General features: G+C 47.0%; 7 protein-coding genes. 6 read left to right on the forward strand and 1 reads right to left on the reverse strand.

Annotated elements, in window-relative coordinates; all coding sequences use genetic code 11:
* Positions 1-12 precede the first annotated feature (12 nt).
* A complete protein-coding gene (cyaY, locus tag AC1HDP_RS11595; RefSeq protein WP_140933883.1) occupies positions 13-351 on the forward strand; it encodes an iron donor protein CyaY in 339 nt (112 codons plus the stop codon).
* Between the two features lie 90 nt (positions 352-441).
* Here cyaY and AC1HDP_RS11600 read toward each other — a convergent pair whose 3' ends face one another.
* On the reverse strand, positions 442-2,856 hold the full coding sequence (locus tag AC1HDP_RS11600) for a class I adenylate cyclase (protein WP_479638894.1): 2,415 nt from the start codon (positions 2,854-2,856) through the stop codon (positions 442-444).
* A 205-nt stretch (positions 2,857-3,061) separates the two neighbouring features.
* On the opposite strand from AC1HDP_RS11600, the gene hemC reads away from it, so the two are divergent.
* The 5 genes from hemC to AC1HDP_RS11625 all read left to right on the forward strand — a co-directional run bounded on the left by hemC (position 3,062) and on the right by AC1HDP_RS11625 (position 17,450).
* Complete coding sequence (gene hemC, locus AC1HDP_RS11605) at positions 3,062-3,994, forward strand: hydroxymethylbilane synthase (protein ID WP_479638895.1); 933 nt, start codon at positions 3,062-3,064, stop codon at positions 3,992-3,994.
* Positions 3,995-4,714 carry a uroporphyrinogen-III synthase gene (locus AC1HDP_RS11610; protein ID WP_479638896.1) on the forward strand — a complete coding sequence of 240 codons (720 nt, stop codon included), beginning with the start codon at positions 3,995-3,997 and terminating at the stop codon, positions 4,712-4,714.
* Between the two features lie 54 nt (positions 4,715-4,768).
* Positions 4,769-6,010, forward strand: coding sequence for a uroporphyrinogen-III C-methyltransferase (locus AC1HDP_RS11615; RefSeq protein ID WP_479638897.1), 1,242 nt, complete (start codon positions 4,769-4,771; stop codon positions 6,008-6,010).
* Positions 6,007-7,188 (forward strand): heme biosynthesis HemY N-terminal domain-containing protein, encoded by a 1,182-nt coding sequence (locus AC1HDP_RS11620; protein ID WP_479638898.1) that lies wholly within the window; start codon positions 6,007-6,009, stop codon positions 7,186-7,188. The genes AC1HDP_RS11615 and AC1HDP_RS11620 overlap by 4 nt, the downstream gene beginning before the upstream one ends.
* A gap of 233 nt (positions 7,189-7,421) precedes the next feature.
* Complete coding sequence (locus AC1HDP_RS11625; protein WP_479638899.1) at positions 7,422-17,450, forward strand: retention module-containing protein; 10,029 nt, start codon at positions 7,422-7,424, stop codon at positions 17,448-17,450.
* Positions 17,451-17,771 lie beyond the last annotated feature (321 nt).

Consider the following 17,771-nt stretch of genomic DNA (forward strand, 5'->3'; position numbering starts at 1 on the left):
GGACAGATAATCATGACGATGACAGACACTGAGTTTCACCGTTTAGCCGATGAAATTTTTCAGCAAATTGAAAATGCTATTGAAGCCGCTATTGATAATGACGGCGCCGATGTTGATATTAATGCGAGCGGTGGCGTGCTGCAGCTTGAATTTGAAGACGGTTCAAAAATTGTCATCAACAAGCAAGAGCCATTGCATCAGATTTGGGTAGCAACCCGTTTTGGTGGTCATCACTTTGAGTTAAAACAAGGCTTATGGCTTGATAACCGCAGTGATGTGGGTGAGTTTATTCCTTTCATTGAGCACTCCATTGCCCGCCAAGCCCAAATTACTATCAAGATCCAATCTTGATGAGTGAGTGCGCTTAGCTTGGTCGCTTTGTAACTTTGTAACTTTGTAACTTTGTCGCTTTGTCGCTTTGTAACTTTGTAACTTGGGCGATTAAAACTGACCGTTAAGCTCAGCACTTGAAAAACCAAAGGGTAAGACGGCAAGCTCGCCGTCTCCTTGCTCTAATGAGTAAAACTGCGGCAAATTAAAGCCAAGCGCGGCTATGGCTTTATCTTCAAATATTGACTCACTACTGATGTTGCGCACTAACGTCACCATATCAAGGTTCGACTCGACATAATGACTGAGCTCATTTTGCTCATTGAGTACAAACACATAAATTCCAGTTTCACGCTCGCGCAAGAAGTATTGCACTACGCCAAAGCTCGCCATTTCGCGCGCGGCAATGGGCAAGACAGATAATGGCTGCTCACCTAAATTGGGACGCGCAATTTCTTCAAACTTAATTTGTGCTTGCGTATCAAGATGCTTGATATCCGGCTCAATACTGTAAGACATGCCATCAGAACCAAAGGTCAGCTTGTAGCAACTTGGACCGATAAATAGATGGCGCACTAAATAAGTACCGCCTTGATGATGACTTAAACGCGCCGCCTGCTGCGCTATGCAATTGACCGCAAGACTTAACTGCTGCTTTAAGCGCTGACTGTGGCAAATAACCGAGATATCTACCTTTTTAGGGGCGCGGCGCAAACCATGACTGACTTTATGCAAGGCTTGTAAGATGGCGCTATTACCTGAATAGCGCACGCAGTGACACTCACCCCAACTATTAACGCTAAAGACATCAATACTGGCGAGCATATTCTGCTTGGCTAACCCCAAAGACAAGACATTGCCTTGAGTGTAATCCACCATCATTTCTTGTCCTTGCCAGCGCGCAGTCGGATCATCTTCTAAATTAAGAATAAAAATCAGCTGTTTAAAATACCAAGGAATAGATAAGTCGCGCCCTGAAATTAGATTCGAGCCCACCTTGATGGTTTGCACTAACTCGCGGCACAGGCGGGCATAATCAATTAACACACTCGGATCGGAGCGATGCGCTTGGCGTACCCATAAGGTGCGCTGATCGGCCACACCATTAAGGCAAGCCCAGCACAATAAGGCGCCCTTAGTTTCTGCGCGCGCCACAACTTGGGCATGCTCGCCCTCACCGCTCCATAATTGATACTTACCAGGGTCGCCCACTATGGTGAGTTTTTGCTCCCAAATCGACTGACTCCACAGCATGTTGAGTTTTACAATTTGGTGTTTTGACTCAACAAAATAGGTGGATAACTTACGCGACAACATATTAAGTTCGCTAAAACGTAAGCGCTCGTTTAATTGCTGACACGAAGCAAATTGCAGCAGCACTTGATAGCACTCGAGCATCACTTCGTTAAGCTGCTGATTAAACCATTGCAGCTGCACGCTATCCCATTGATGGCAATTATCCAGTAGCTCAATTAAATCGCTGTGCCAACCCCAGCTAGTCACTAAACTCTTAATCTTATGAAAGCGCCAGTCATTGCTATTTTGGCTATCGCTTAGGCGCACGCCACATTTTAAATAAAAACAGCGACGTACAACTTCAAGGCGCTTATGTTCTTCGCGTTTAACTAAGTACTTTTCTATCGACAGATACAAGAGCAGATAAGGGTCAGTTTCCGATGAAAAATCCCCTTGAGTTAAGCCTTGCCACACTTGCTCACTAATTAAGGCGGTGCGCGGAAATTGACTGGCATAAGCCTCCAGTAGCATCACCTTTAACAAGGCTTTATGGGGTTTGACTAACCCTTTATAGAGCTGCCATAAACTGGCGCCAAAATACTCACTGGCTGGCAATTGCGACACATCACCCAAATACAACACGCTAGAGTCAGAAGACGCGTTAGGCCACCAAGCGATGGGGCGCCCAGCTAAATGAATATGATTGCGATAAAATTCTTCCAGCAATAACCAATGCTGCACATTGCCGCTATGCTCTTTGCCGAGTAATTGCCGCTGACCACTGCCCTTAGTAATAAACTGATCGGCATGCACTAGATAACAATTCATCTCGAGCTGAAATTCAGCGTACCACTGGCAGATACTGCGGGCTTTAGCCATTAAGGCGTGCGTCTGGGTATCGGTAAATTCTTGCTCTATCACCAACCAAATATCGAGATCGCTTTGCTGATTTTGACCAAAAGTCGCCGTGCTTCCCATGGCAAATACACCGGCAATGGCAGGCGCACCTTGGGCGTTATTATTAATGGCTGGAAAGTCGAAAAGCTTAGCCACATTGTCTTCAATGTCTCCGCCCATATAAGCTTCAACCCCATGGGGTGTGAGCGGGCCATTAAAGCCAGGTAATTGAGGATCGTTATGATGAAACACCCAAGGAATAAGATGCAATAACTGCCGCTGCAAGGGGGTCATCAAGGCTTTGGCACGGGCAAGTCGCACCCGATTTAGGCGCGCTGAAAGCTGAATTTTGTCCCGCAAGCTGGTCGAGTTGAGCAACCCAGTTGTTTGCAATAGTAATGTCCTTGATATTGCTATGAAGTTCCAAAGGCGCATTTTAACAAAAATACTCACGCTGTTGGAATATTTGTGAACTAAATCACTATAAATAGCGTGAATAGACTCTTTCTACTTCAAAGATTTCGGCAGCGCTTCCTGACATCCCCCTAGCCACGGTGATAGCATTAACTAAATTAATCGTCCTGATGGAATAGAAAGCATGTCACAACAACTTATCCGCATTGCCACCCGTAAAAGCCCTTTGGCTATGTGGCAAGCCGAATTTGTCAAAGCCGAATTAGAGCGTATTCACCCAGGGTTGCAAGTGGAATTGCTGCCTATGAGCACCAAAGGTGACATCATTCTCGATACGCCTTTAGCTAAAGTAGGCGGTAAAGGCTTGTTCGTTAAAGAACTCGAAGTGGCAATGTTAGAAAATCAAGCCGATATTGCCGTGCACTCAATGAAAGATGTGCCAGTCGATTTCCCTGAAGGGTTAGGTTTAGAAGTGATTTGTGAGCGCGAAGATCCACGCGATGCCTTCGTATCTAATCACTACCAAACCATTGAAGAATTACCACAAGGCGCCATTGTCGGTACCTCAAGCCTGCGTCGCCAGTGCCAACTGCGCGCTCGTCGTCCAGACTTAGTGATTAAAGACTTACGTGGTAACGTGGGCACTCGTTTAGGCAAGTTAGATAATGGCGAATATGATGCGATTATCTTGGCGGCTGCAGGCTTAATTCGCCTTGAATTACACTCACGCATTGCTAGCTTTATTAGCGCCGAAGATTCGCTGCCAGCCAACGGCCAAGGTGCTGTGGGCATTGAATGCCGCACCGATGACGTGAGAGTTAAAGCATTACTTGCGCCACTTGAGCACATTGAAACTCGCTACCGCGTATTAGCCGAGCGCGCTATGAACACCCGTTTAGAAGGCGGTTGCCAAGTGCCTATTGGTGCTTTTGCTGTAATTGATGGCGATAGCATGCACTTACGTGGTTTAGTGGGCAGCCCAGATGGCAGCCAGATAATTACTGCTGAAATCACAGGTCATAAGCAAGATGCCGTGCAAATGGGTATCGACTTAGCCAATGAGTTACTTGCGAAAGGCGCCAAGACTATTTTAGATGCCGTATACGCGACGGCGTAAATGAAAGTCTTATTGACGCGGCCTCACGGCCGCAATCAAGACATGATAGATAGCTTAACCGCCCGTGGCATTGCGCATCTGGTGGCGCCTTTACTTGCGGTAGCCGAGGTGCCAGCAAGTCAACATTTGCTCACCAAAGAGCAAGTGCTGGGCTCAGATATATTGATATTTGTTAGCACGAATGCCGTTACTTTTGGTAAACAAGCCTTGGGGCAAGAGTGGCCGCAAGATAAGCAATATTTTGCCGTCGGCCAAGCCACTTGGGCGGCGCTAAAAGCCGATGATATTGAAGCATTGCAAGCCCCTATTGATTGCCAAGAAACCGAAGGACTGCTGACATTAGCAGAGCTCAATCAAGTCACTAATAAACAAGTCGTGATAGTGCGCGGTAATGGTGGCCGAGAAGATTTAGGCATCATCTTGCAGCAGCGTGGCGCCAAGGTTAGCTTCTGGCAAGTGTATCAAAGAGTGTGTCCAGCATTAACAACAGGTGCGGCTTTAGCTTGGTACCAATTTGGCATAGATACCATAATTGTCACTAGTGGTGCCGTGCTGGAAAACCTTATCACCTTGGTGCCAAAAGAATTATTTCCTTGGCTGCAAGCATGTCATATTATAGTTCCGAGTAACCGAGTCGAACGCCAGGCAATTGCCTTAGGCATGCTAAAGGTCACCAACGCAGGTGGAGCGCATAGCCAAGCCATGATGGCAGCTTTGTAATCATTGCCTTGATGCCTAGCAAATTATTCAATCTAAGCATCAAGGATTGCTTTCATGAAAAAACCACAGGTCGAGAATAGCCCTATGAGTACTGAAGCCGTAGACACTAATGACGCTTCTGCTCAGTCAGATAAACTCGAGCCTAATCATGGAGCCACTCATGAAAGCAGTCATGAACCCAGCCACGAGGTTAGTTCTAAGACAATTCCTGAGGCCAGCAAGGCCACAACTCCCCGCGTGCGAACTCAAGCGGCAACCAAAACTAACAAACTGGTATGGCTGGTTTTATTCTTGCTACTGCTGATATCTCTCGGGGCATTAGCAGTTAGCGCTTGGCTATATCAGCAAATCACTCAACAAAAATCTGAATTTATGACTGAACTTAGTGAGCAGCAGAGTCAATTCCAGCAAGAATTGAGTGCGCCGCAAGCTAAAATTGCAGAACTCAGCCAGCAACTACAAGCCATATCAAAAACATCCATTCAAGTTGATAATCTGCAAAAGAATCAACAAGGCTTAACCCAAAAAGTGTCAGCATTGGCGCAGCGCAGCCCAACCCATTGGATAGCGGCCGAAGCTCAGTACTTAAGCTCATTAGCCGGCAGAAAACTGCTGCTAGAGCAAGACCCTGCCACAGCGGCGCAGTTATTAATCGCGGCTGATCAGCGCATTGCCGCCATCAATGATCCAGCGTTAATTCCTTTACGCAAAGCCTTCGCCAAAGATATAGCTATGGTGCAATCCATCACACCTGTGGATGTGGCAAGTTCAGCCCTAAGAATTGAGCAAGTCATTGAGATGCTTAACCAATTGCCGCTAAACCGCGAGATTACCAAATCAAACGCCGAAGATACTAATCAAGAGCTCAGCTCTTCATGGTCTGATTGGCGCGCTAATTTAGCTAAGTCTTGGCACACTATTACCAAAGATTTTGTCACTATCAGTCATAGAACCAATAATATCACCCCTTTGTTATCGTCCGATCAGCGCTGGTATCTTACTGAGAATATTAAGAATAAGTTGCTGCAGGCGCAATTAGCCTTATATCGCAATGACCAAGTGAACTTTAGCGCGTCACTTAAGACCGCAAGTTTATGGGTATCGCAATATTATGACGTCAATAATGAGCAAGTCGCTCACATCATCAATACCTTGCACAAGTTATCCGCTCTCGAAATCAAGCCGGTGGCCATTCCTCAACTTGAATCAACCCAGCCATTGCAACAGCTGACAAGTTATGGACAATTACCTATGGCACAAGATGAAGCACCTTTAGTTAACGAGGCAGTACAATGATTAAATCCCTTGTTTATCTAATGGTCATCTTAATTGGCCTGAGCTTAAGCCCTTATATCTTTGGCAATAGCGGCTATGTATATATAGCCTTTGGTGATTGGCAATTAGAAACCAGCCTGATTTTTGCCGCGGTCGCGCTATTTGTGATTATGTCCGCCGTTAAACTGCTCGAAATGTTAGTCGTTGGCCTGTTAGGATTAATGTTTCGCAGTCGCTATTTACCTGTGCGCTGGCGCCAGCAGGCCGCTAAAAAGCACAACTATACTGGTGCACTAGCCTTAGCTGAAGAAAACTGGCAGCAAGCTGAACACTCTTTTGCCAAAGCGGCAGATTCTAGCGAGTTCCCAGCGATCACTTACTTTTCGGCGGCCAGCGCTGCTCATCACTTAGGTAAAAATCAAGAGCGAGACAGCTATTTAGCTAAAGCCATCGAATATCCAGAAGCACAATTAGGCGCCAAAATTACGCAGCTGCGTTACTGGTTGCAACAAGGGGAATTGATTAAAGCCAACGCAAGCCTGCAGCAATTATCATTAACGAGTAAGAGCCCGAACACCCTGCTTAAATTGGCAAGTGATGTGTATAACGCTCATCAAAATTGGCATGAATTAAAGTTGTTACTACCACTTCTAAAAAACAACAAGGTAGTTTCAAAAGCACAATATGAGCAGCTAGAAACCACGACGCTAGTCAGTTTACTGCAAGCCGCCCAGCACGATATTACCGCGCTAGAAACCTGCTGGCATTGGCTAACACGGACGCAGCGGCAGCAAGCGGCGTTTATCAGCGCCTATGCTCTTGGCTTATCCCGTTTGGACAAACATAGCGAGGCCATCAAACTGCTATTAAAAGCTTGTGATAACGCAGCGCCCACTGTCATTCTTAAACAGTTAACCCATGTGTATCGCACTGATGACGTCAAAGTGTTGCCACATTTATATAAGCTATTAGAACGCTTTTATGACAACCCACAACTGCATTCTTGCTTAGCGCAATTAGCGCTACTTAATCGCGACTTTAAAGCAGCCATTACTCACTATCAAAAACTATGTAAATTGGAACCGATGGAAACCAGTCATTGGTTTAATTTAGCTACTATCCAAGAGCGTCTCGGCAACAATCAAGATGCCTTGATAAGCTTCCATCGTGCCAGCGACCTAGTATTAAAAAAGGGTTGACGCTACCATCTGATAACAAAAACTCCTTATTAAGTAGAAGGTTAATTATTGGTAGTCAATTTAGGCGCATTCTAAAAAATCTAAGAATAAACTTTTTAAAAACACCAACTTATAAGCCATCATAAATTTGACTCGGCTTGGCCACACGACTAAACTCAGCCCATATATGTTGCAAATATGTACAACCAGTATGTATTTGCTTTCTAATTGCGTGTGTGTTTTCGAGGTTTGTTATGGCCATTTATGTTTCACCCAAAGCTGGGATGCTTAAGTTTATCGACGGCGAAGCAACTATTACTATCGCCGATAAAGATGTAGTTTTGCAGGCTGGCGACATCATAACCAACGGCGCCAAAATCTCCTTAGCCGCCAACGCAGCCCTCGAAATCGCTTTTAATGATGGCACCACTGAATCATTAAATGGCATGCCAACCGATCAAGAAAACACCGCAGAACAAGAAAATACGGCAGAAACCGCGCAGGCCGATGCACCTTCTGATGCCGATGCAGCCAGTTTGGATGAAATTGCGCAGTTACAGCAATTGATTGAATCAGGCGAAGACCCAACCGCAGGTTTACCTGATACCGCTGCTGGCACTGCCGGTGGTGGCCAAGGTAATAATGGTTTTATCACTGTAGGCAGAAGCGGTGGTGAAACACTTGCAACTGCAGGGTTTGAAACCGATACCAGCACACTTGGCAATACCAGTACTGACAATGAACCGCTCGATACTAGTATCATTAATAATGCCGAATTGACCATAACTGTTACCGTTCCAACTCAAACAAACGATACCACCCCTACAATTACAGGCACCACCAATGCTGTGCCCGGAAGTCAAGTTGAACTCGTGGTGACTGACAGTAATGGCAATCAGCAAACCATAATCACTGTGGTTAACCCTGATGGCACCTTCACTGTGGATGTACCAGCACCTTTACCAGAAGGGGGCTTTACCGTTGATGCAGTAGTGACTGATCCTAATAACAATCAAGTTGTTGGCAATACTAATGGCAATGTCGACATCACCCCGCCCACAATCTCAGTAGAAGCGCCTGATAACACCACTGACGATACTCCAACCATTACAGGTACTACCAATGCTAGCCCTGACAGCACTGTAACAATTGTTATAACCGACAACAATGGCGACACTCAAATTCTGACCACTACAGTCAAGGACGATGGCACCTACGCAATTGATGTAACAAAATCATTACCAGAAGGTGGATACACTGCCGTTGCCAGTGTGACCGACCCCGCGGGCAATATTGGTACCGATAGTGACAATGGGGATGTTGTATATCCAGAAGTAAGCATTGTAGCCAATCAAACCAACGTCAGCGAAGGTGACTCTGCAAGCTTTACAGTTAGCCTAGACCAAGCCTCGACGAAAGAAGATATTACCATTACTTTTACTTATACCGGCACAGCAAACGACGGTAGTGACTTTACTGGTGTTGCCAGCGTTGTAATCCCTGCAGGACAAACCAGTGTTGATTTTAGTGTAAATACAATTAACGACAATATTTACGAAGGATCTGAAGATTTAATCATTACCATCAGTAATGTAACTGGTGGTAATGCTAGTGTTGGCAATAATGGCAGCGCGACCACGACTATTAAAGACGATGGCAGCGGCCCCGGCGAGAACCCGGACAATGACAAGCCTACCCTGGCCGTTACCAATGCTGGCAATATAAATGAAGGCAGCAATGCCGCGTTTACCGTCAGCCTTAGCAACGCCTCTGAAGCACCGCTAACCATCAACTTGGGACTGGTGTATGGCACAGCGGAAGCGTCTGATGCGGGCTCGATGACCGTCACTTATGTGGATGGTCAAAATATCATTCAGACCTTAGCCGTGGACGCCAATGGCAACATCACTGTGCCCGCGGGCATCACCAGCCTGACCGTCACTGTACCCACTAATCAAGATACAACCTATGAAGGCAGTGAAACGTTCAGCCTCAAGGTTACCGAGGCCGGAGGGATCACCACCAATGGCGCCATCGGTGTCACAGGCAGCGCTACCATTAAAGACGATGGCAGCGGCCCCGGCGAGAACCCGGACAATGACAAGCCTACCCTGGCCGTTACCAATGCTGGCAATATAAATGAAGGCAGCAATGCCGCGTTTACCGTCAGCCTTAGCAACGCCTCTGAAGCACCGCTAACCATCAACTTGGGACTGGTGTATGGCACAGCGGAAGCGTCTGATGTGGGCTCGATGACCGTCACTTATGTGGATGGTCAAAATATCATTCAGACCTTAGCCGTGGACGCCAATGGCAACATCACTGTGCCCGCGGGCATCACCAGCCTGACCGTCACTGTACCCACTAATCAAGATACAACCTATGAAGGCAGTGAAACGTTCAGCCTCAAGGTTACCGAGGCCGGAGGGATCACCACCAATGGCGCCATCGGTGTCACAGGCAGCGCTACCATTAAAGACGATGGCAGCGGCCCCGGCGAGAACCCGGACAATGACAAGCCTACCCTGGCCGTTACCAATGCTGGCAATATAAATGAAGGCAGCAATGCCGCGTTTACCGTCAGCCTTAGCAACGCCTCTGAAGCACCGCTAACCATCAACTTGGGACTGGTGTATGGCACAGCGGAAGCGTCTGATGTGGGCTCGATGACCGTCACTTATGTGGATGGTCAAAATATCATTCAGACCTTAGCCGTGGACGCCAATGGCAACATCACTGTGCCCGCGGGCATCACCAGCCTGACCGTCACTGTACCCACTAATCAAGATACAACCTATGAAGGCAGTGAAACGTTCAGCCTCAAGGTTACCGAGGCCGGAGGGATCACCACCAATGGCGCCATCGGTGTCACAGGCAGCGCTACCATTAAAGACGATGGCAGCGGCCCCGGCGAGAACCCGGACAATGACAAGCCTACCCTGGCCGTTACCAATGCTGGCAATATAAATGAAGGCAGCAATGCCGCGTTTACCGTCAGCCTTAGCAACGCCTCTGAAGCACCGCTAACCATCAACTTGGGACTGGTGTATGGCACAGCGGAAGCGTCTGATGTGGGCTCGATGACCGTCACTTATGTGGATGGCCAAAATATCATTCAGACCTTAGCCGTGGACGCCAATGGCAACATCACTGTGCCCGCGGGCATCACCAGCCTGACCGTCACTGTACCCACTAATCAAGATACAACCTATGAAGGCAGTGAAACGTTCAGCCTCAAGGTTACCGAGGCCGGAGGGATCACCACCAATGGCGCCATCGGTGTCACAGGCAGCGCTACCATTAAAGACGATGGCAGCGGCCCCGGCGAGAACCCGGACAATGACAAGCCTACCCTGGCCGTTACCAATGCTGGCAATATAAATGAAGGCAGCAATGCCGTGTTTACCGTCAGCCTTAGCAACGCCTCTGAAGCACCGCTAACCATCAACTTGGGACTGGTGTATGGCACAGCGGAAGCGTCTGATGTGGGCTCGATGACCGTCACTTATGTGGATGGCCAAAATACCATTCAGACCTTAGCCGTGGACGCCAATGGCAACATCACTGTGCCCGCGGGCATCACCAGCCTGACCGTCACTGTACCCACTAATCAAGATACAACCTATGAAGGCAGTGAAACGTTCAGCCTCAAGGTTACCGAGGCCGGAGGGATCACCACCAATGGCGCCATCGGTGTCACAGGCAGCGCTACCATTAAAGACGATGGCAGCGGCCCCGGCGAGAACCCGGACAATGACAAGCCTACCCTGGCCGTTACCAATGCTGGCAATATAAATGAAGGCAGCAATGCCGCGTTTACCGTCAGCCTTAGCAACGCCTCTGAAGCACCGCTAACCATCAACTTGGGACTGGTGTATGGCACAGCGGAAGCGTCTGATGTGGGCTCGATGACCGTCACTTATGTGGATGGCCAAAATACCATTCAGACCTTAGCCGTGGACGCCAATGGCAACATCACTGTGCCCGCGGGCATCACCAGCCTGACCGTCACTGTACCCACTAATCAAGATACAACCTATGAAGGCAGTGAAACGTTCAGCCTCAAGGTTACCGAGGCCGGAGGGATCACCACCAATGGCGCCATCGGTGTCACAGGCAGCGCTACCATTAAAGACGATGGCAGCGGCCCCGGCGAGAACCCGGACAATGACAAGCCTACCCTGGCCGTTACCAATGCTGGCAATATAAATGAAGGCAGCAATGCCGCGTTTACCGTCAGCCTTAGCAACGCCTCTGAAGCACCGCTAACCATCAACTTGGGACTGGTGTATGGCACAGCGGAAGCATCTGATGTGGGCTCGATGACCGTCACTTATGTGGATGGCCAAAATATCATTCAGACCTTAGCCGTGGACGCCAATGGCAACATCACTGTGCCCGCGGGCATCACCAGCCTGACCGTCACTGTACCCACTAATCAAGATACAACCTATGAAGGCAGTGAAACGTTCAGCCTCAAGGTTACCGAGGCCGGAGGGATCACCACCAATGGCGCCATCGGTGTCACAGGCAGCGCTACCATTAAAGACGATGGCACCGGCCCCGGCGAGAACCCGGACAATGACAAGCCTACCCTGGCCGTTACCAATGCTGGCAATATAAATGAAGGCAGCAATGCCGCGTTTACCGTCAGCCTTAGCAACGCCTCTGAAGCACCGCTAACCATCAACTTGGGACTGGTGTATGGCACAGCGGAAGCGTCTGATGTGGGCTCGATGACCGTCACTTATGTGGATGGTCAAAATATCATTCAGACCTTAGCCGTGGACGCCAATGGCAACATCACTGTGCCCACGGGCATCACCAGCCTGACCGTCACTGTACCCACTAATCAAGATACAACCTATGAAGGCAGTGAAACGTTCAGCCTCAAGGTTACCGAGGCCGGAGGGATCACCACCAATGGCGCCATCGGTGTCACAGGCAGCGCTACCATTAAAGACGATGGCAGCGGCCCCGGCGAGAACCCGGACAATGACAAGCCTACCCTGGCCGTTACCAATGCTGGCAATATAAATGAAGGCAGCAATGCCGCGTTTACCGTCAGCCTTAGCAACGCCTCTGAAGCACCGCTAACCATCAACTTGGGACTGGTGTATGGCACAGCGGAAGCGTCTGATGTGGGCTCGATGACCGTCACTTATGTGGATGGCCAAAATATCATTCAGACCTTAGCCGTGGACGCCAATGGCAACATCACTGTGCCCGCGGGCATCACCAGCCTGACCGTCACTGTACCCACTAATCAAGATACAACCTATGAAGGCAGTGAAACGTTCAGCCTCAAGGTTACCGAGGCCGGAGGGATCACCACCAATGGCGCTATCGGTGTCACAGGCAGCGCTACCATTACAGATACTGCTGACCTGCCCAAAGTCAGCAGCGTGGAGGGTGACAGCATCACCGAAGGCGGTATCAACACCTTTACCGTGAGCCTGTCCAACGCCAGCACCACCGCCACCACAGTCACCTTCACCTTGGCCAGTGGCAGCGCCACCAAGGAGGTTGACTTCACCGGCAACTCAGTGATCGTGGTCATCAATGGCGCGAGTCAAACAGTGACAATGGGTACAGATGGCAGCTTCAGCGTAAGTGTGCCTGCCGGCCAAACTAGCTTCCAGGTGAAGGTCAACACTCTCAATGACAGCGCCAATAAAGAAGGCAACGAAACTTATAAACTAACTGCGATTATCAACGGTAGTGGCAGTACTGGCACAGCTACTATCACGGAAACCAGTGAGATAGCAGTTAACGAGTCTGACCTGCGTGATAATGTGCTAAACACTGTAACAACCGACATTAACTTTACTGCTGGCAACGAAGCACTAACCGTATTCACATTTGGTGCTATTGCTAACATTCAAGCCACCAATCTTGCCTCTGGGGTAAACATTGATTGGAGTCTGGCACCAAATGGAAATTTGGTGGGTTCTATCAACAAAATTGAAGTTATCAAGTTGAGCTTAACCAATACTAATGGCATCCTCGCTAATTCCACTGGCAAGATTACAGTTAATGTCGAGTTGCTGGATAACATTAAGCAAGTGAATGGCCTAAAAGCAGACAACCTTAATTCATTAATCAATGGTATTGTGATTGAGGCGGTGGGCAGTAATGGTAGTGTTATTTCTCAGAATATTACTGTGACTGTGGTTGATGACTTAATTTCTGCCTCGGCTACAAACAGTAGCGGCCTGAATATCAAAGATATCCTAATTAATGGAACTATCTCTGTTCAAGGTGCGGATGGAAATGATAACCAAGCTGATGATAAATATACCGCAGATCTATCGGTTAATATTGCAGGTTGGAGTAACACATCAAACTTCGCTGACTCTGGCTTACTGACAGGCGGCAAGGCAATTTACTACTATGTGGATCCTGCTGACACTTCTGTACTAATTGCCTATACTAGTACCAGTAACCCACCAGCCAAGTGGGGCGAAGCTGGTGCGACTCAAACTAAAGTCTTTACTCTGACGCTGGATCCTAATACTGGCAAATATGATTTGGTTCTACATACTCCGATCACTGAAATCAAAAGTAGCAGCGTTATCATTGAAGACAGCATTCCCGGCGGGAATGATGCAGACTTGTTTGTATTACTTAATAACACGATTAAAGGCGAACTAGATGCCGGAGACCCTCTACTTTGCGCTATCACAGCAACAGATTCAAAAGGTGTTAGTACAGTAAATACCAGCCCCAACGGTATTGGCGTAGGCTCAGGCAAAGACATTGGGGACGGGGATACGCTGAAACTTAGCTTCGCCCAGTCTGTCACCAACTTTACTGAATTTGGCCTATCCACTAACAGCGGTGGTGCTTATCTCGGTGTATTTACTATTACCGTTGTCGGTAAAGATGCAGCTGGTAATAGCATAACCAAGACATTTGTCACCACTTCTGCTGATGTGGTAAATAAGATTACAGCTGAAGGCTTTGCCTCATTTAGTACGATTGAGCTTTCCAAGGCCACTGGTGGCGGTGACTTTAATCTTAAGAGCTTCGGCACCAACAGCATAGTAGTTAATCCATTAGGATCAGTATTAAACTTTAACGTCACGATCAAAGATAGTGACGGCGATGCTGACACCGATAACCCATTCAAAATAACACTGACCCCACCCACTTCACCGGCAGCTATTACATCTGCAGCCTTCACCAGCCTTGATGAAGGCGTATTGAAAGCGGCATCTAAGGATACCGACACTGACAACCTCGTATTCAAAGCGGGTATCGCTGATATCAACAGCGTCAGTTTCAGCGCCGATCTGAGCAATATTCGTGTTGCAGGCATTAACCAATCAATGAGTTGGAGGATGGAGGCAGGTACACTTATAGGCTCAATGCCTGGTAAGGGTGATTTACTAAAGCTAACTCTGGATTGGGCCGCAATCAAAGCCGGTCAGCAAGGTTCTGTTGTGGTTAAAGCAGAGCTCCTTGGAAAGCTGCCACATAATGTGGATGAAAATTCCCTGTCGGTGACAGGCATTAAAGTGGTGGCAACGGATACTAGCAATCAAACTGCAAAAGCTGATGTTACTGTCACTGTGGCCGACAGCCAACACACTGCTGTTAATGACACCAATGAAGTCAAGGTGCTAACTGATAGCTTTGAATTACGCGAGGTCACAGCTAAGTGGACTAATTGGACTGTACAATCAAATAAATCCAACGTTAAAACCTCTGATGGTCCAGATGATGATTCAGCCCACGATAAGATTCGCTGGGGTGAAGTCGATAGCGGCGCACCTCGTTCTGGTTATAACTTTGACGAAAATACTAATATCCAAGTGGGTAATCTTGGCCTTAACCAGAATATTGTTTTAGGTAACTTTACCCATGTGAATAATACCATTAACTCCAATTCATCAATCACTAATGCGGCGCTTGAAGTCACTCTAATGATTAATGGCGTGCCCGCAAAAATAACCCTTAATTTTAACCATGATGAGACAGGGGGAAACGGTAACCCACCGGATATAGTGACAGTTGCCAATACTACATCCGAATTCACCTACGATGGTGCTCGATACACATTAAAGGTATTGGGGTTCCTAAATAGTGATGGGCAAGTAGTGACAAGCATTCAAACCGCAGAAGACAAATCCACCAGTTTCCCATTAGTGGTGCAGTTAATTCCAGGGGTTGGATTTACTCTGCCAGAAATTAAGGGCGATGTACTAGAGAACGATATTCAGGGTGCTGATGGTGACATTGAAATCTATGCACTATCACACAGCGGTAGCAGCGCAACTCTATCTAACGGTGACTTTGTACTAAAAGGCACCTACGGCACCCTGACACTTAAAAGTGATGGCAGTTATAGCTATCAAGTCACCACAGTGGGCAGTCTGATCCCCAAAGATGCAGTTGAAATATTTAAATACTCTATCAAAGACAACGACGGTGACACATCAAGCGCAGATTTAACTATCAATGTTAACCCAGTGACAGTAGCTAATTCCTATGTGAATGACGATACCGGCAGTGCCGTTGAAGAAAATATGGTAAGCGGTAATGTGCTAACTAACGATGGTAAACCCAATACCAGTGTTACTTACTTTACTGTCGGGAACAATACCACTCAGCATGGGGTTGGTAGTAAAGTTACCTTAACTCAGGGTGAACTCACGCTCAACGCCGATGGTAACTATAGTTTTAACCCCAAGGACAACTGGAGTGGCGAGCTACCAGAAATTACTTACACAACCAATTCTGGCGCTACAGCCACGCTAAATATCAATGTGACTGCCGTTGCCGATAAACCGACGCTTAACATTAATGGTTTTTCCTCTGCTGCTGCTATCAATTTTGAGGATGCAGTCATTACAGGCGGTTGGAGTGGGGTAAAAGCAAATGATATTAAAGGCCTAAATACCATAGGTACTTGGCATACCAGTAATTCTGGTGGGAAAATTGAGGTTGGCTACGAAAACACTTACGTTGCTGGCGGCTCCAGCAGCAATAAAGTGATGGAAATAGAATTTAATAGCGGTGACAACACGCTTTATACCGATATTCAAGCCGATGCAGGCAGATTCTATGAACTTGGGTTTGATATTACAGCACGCTCAGGTAGCGTGAGCAGCTCGGGGCTGACTATTAAGCTCATCCCACTTGATGAGAGTGGTAATCCAATCAACTCTAAAGCCATTGTTTTATATAATTTTGACCCTACTAACGCTAATTGGTTAAGAGATATAAAAGTCACCTTACCTATCTCTCAAACGGGTAAATATCGCTTGCTGTTTGAGGGCGATAACGCTGACTCTTATGGCGCTATTTTAGATAACTTAGCCTTCAAGGTTGTCGACAATATGGGATATCCCGAGGAGTTTATCAACCTAAGTGATATCTCTGCATCACTAAAAGATACTGATAATTCCGAGTCTTTGCTCATTAAACTGCAAGGCCTGCCTGAAGGCTCAACCTTAAAAGATGGTAATGGAAAATTAGCCATAGTGAGTGTCAACGGTGAAGTCGATATCACGCACTGGGATCATACTAGTTTACAAATTAAAGTGGCGACTAGCGGTAGCTTTAATATCACGGTATCGGCGACAACGACGGAAAGCAGCAACCAGGATAGCGCCACAAGTACTGCCGTCATCCCAGTCACGATTCTGAAGGTTAGCAAGTCACTACTGACTAAAAACACCACATTTATACAAGACGATCCAATCAATTTAGGTAGTGAAGACGACAAGATTGACAGCGACAGTAATAACCTTATAACTCAAGGTGGTGCGGGAAATGATACATTATCCGGAAACTTAGGGAACGATGTTCTTCGCGGTGGAGAAGGTAACGACACTCTGATCGGCGGCCTAGGCGATGACGTATTAAGAGGCAATAGCGGTGCAGATACCTTCGTATGGCGAGATGCTGAAACTGGTTCTGACCATATTGTCGATTTCAACATTAAGGAAGATAAATTAGATTTAAGCGATCTGCTACAAGGCGAAGATGCAGAAAACTTAGAAGACTATTTAAGCTTCAGCATTGATGGCTCTACAATATTTCTCGATGCCGATGGAAAAGGCAGCGGCACGATACAGCAAGAAATCATACTTGATGGCGTAAACTTATTTGAAATATATGGATTAGATAAAGAAGATATCATCAATGGTTTAATCGGTTTAAATGGTGATGGCCCATTAATATTAGAGTCCCAATTAGACTCAGGAAAAAGTGTGCCTGGTTACACAGATAGCACTTTACTGAAACTGGATGATATTACCAATGTGATCCCATAACTATCTCGATGGGGGCGCAGGTAACCTTTCTGCGCTCCCATTTTAGCCAAAAACATAATAGTGATGCTCCAGAATGAAGTGAATAAATAACAGGAGGAAATAGCCAAAGTTTGATAATTAACTAATCAATTACAAGTTTTATAAAAAATTTAGTTTTAAAAATAATACTCAATTTTGCGGAGGAGCACTGATTTCAATAGCGCAGCCAATATCAAGATATAATCACATCTAAATTATGATTGCGGTTCCTACCGGCCAATACCAAATCATGCCAATATAGTAAAACGCCAAACTCTACTTACACATAAAAATGAATCTAAA

Source organism: Shewanella sp. ISS20 (assembly GCF_056522965.1).

Coding starts and splice junctions, on each gene's coding strand:
- AC1HDP_RS11615 (WP_479638897.1), top strand. CDS start 4,769: ATGAAAAAACCACAGGTCGAGAATAGCCCTATGAGTACTGAAGCCGTA.
- AC1HDP_RS11625 (WP_479638899.1), top strand. CDS start 7,422: ATGGCCATTTATGTTTCACCCAAAGCTGGGATGCTTAAGTTTATCGAC.
- AC1HDP_RS11620 (WP_479638898.1), top strand. CDS start 6,007: ATGATTAAATCCCTTGTTTATCTAATGGTCATCTTAATTGGCCTGAGC.
- AC1HDP_RS11610 (WP_479638896.1), top strand. CDS start 3,995: ATGAAAGTCTTATTGACGCGGCCTCACGGCCGCAATCAAGACATGATA.
- cyaY (WP_140933883.1), top strand. CDS start 13: ATGACGATGACAGACACTGAGTTTCACCGTTTAGCCGATGAAATTTTT.
- hemC (WP_479638895.1), top strand. CDS start 3,062: ATGTCACAACAACTTATCCGCATTGCCACCCGTAAAAGCCCTTTGGCT.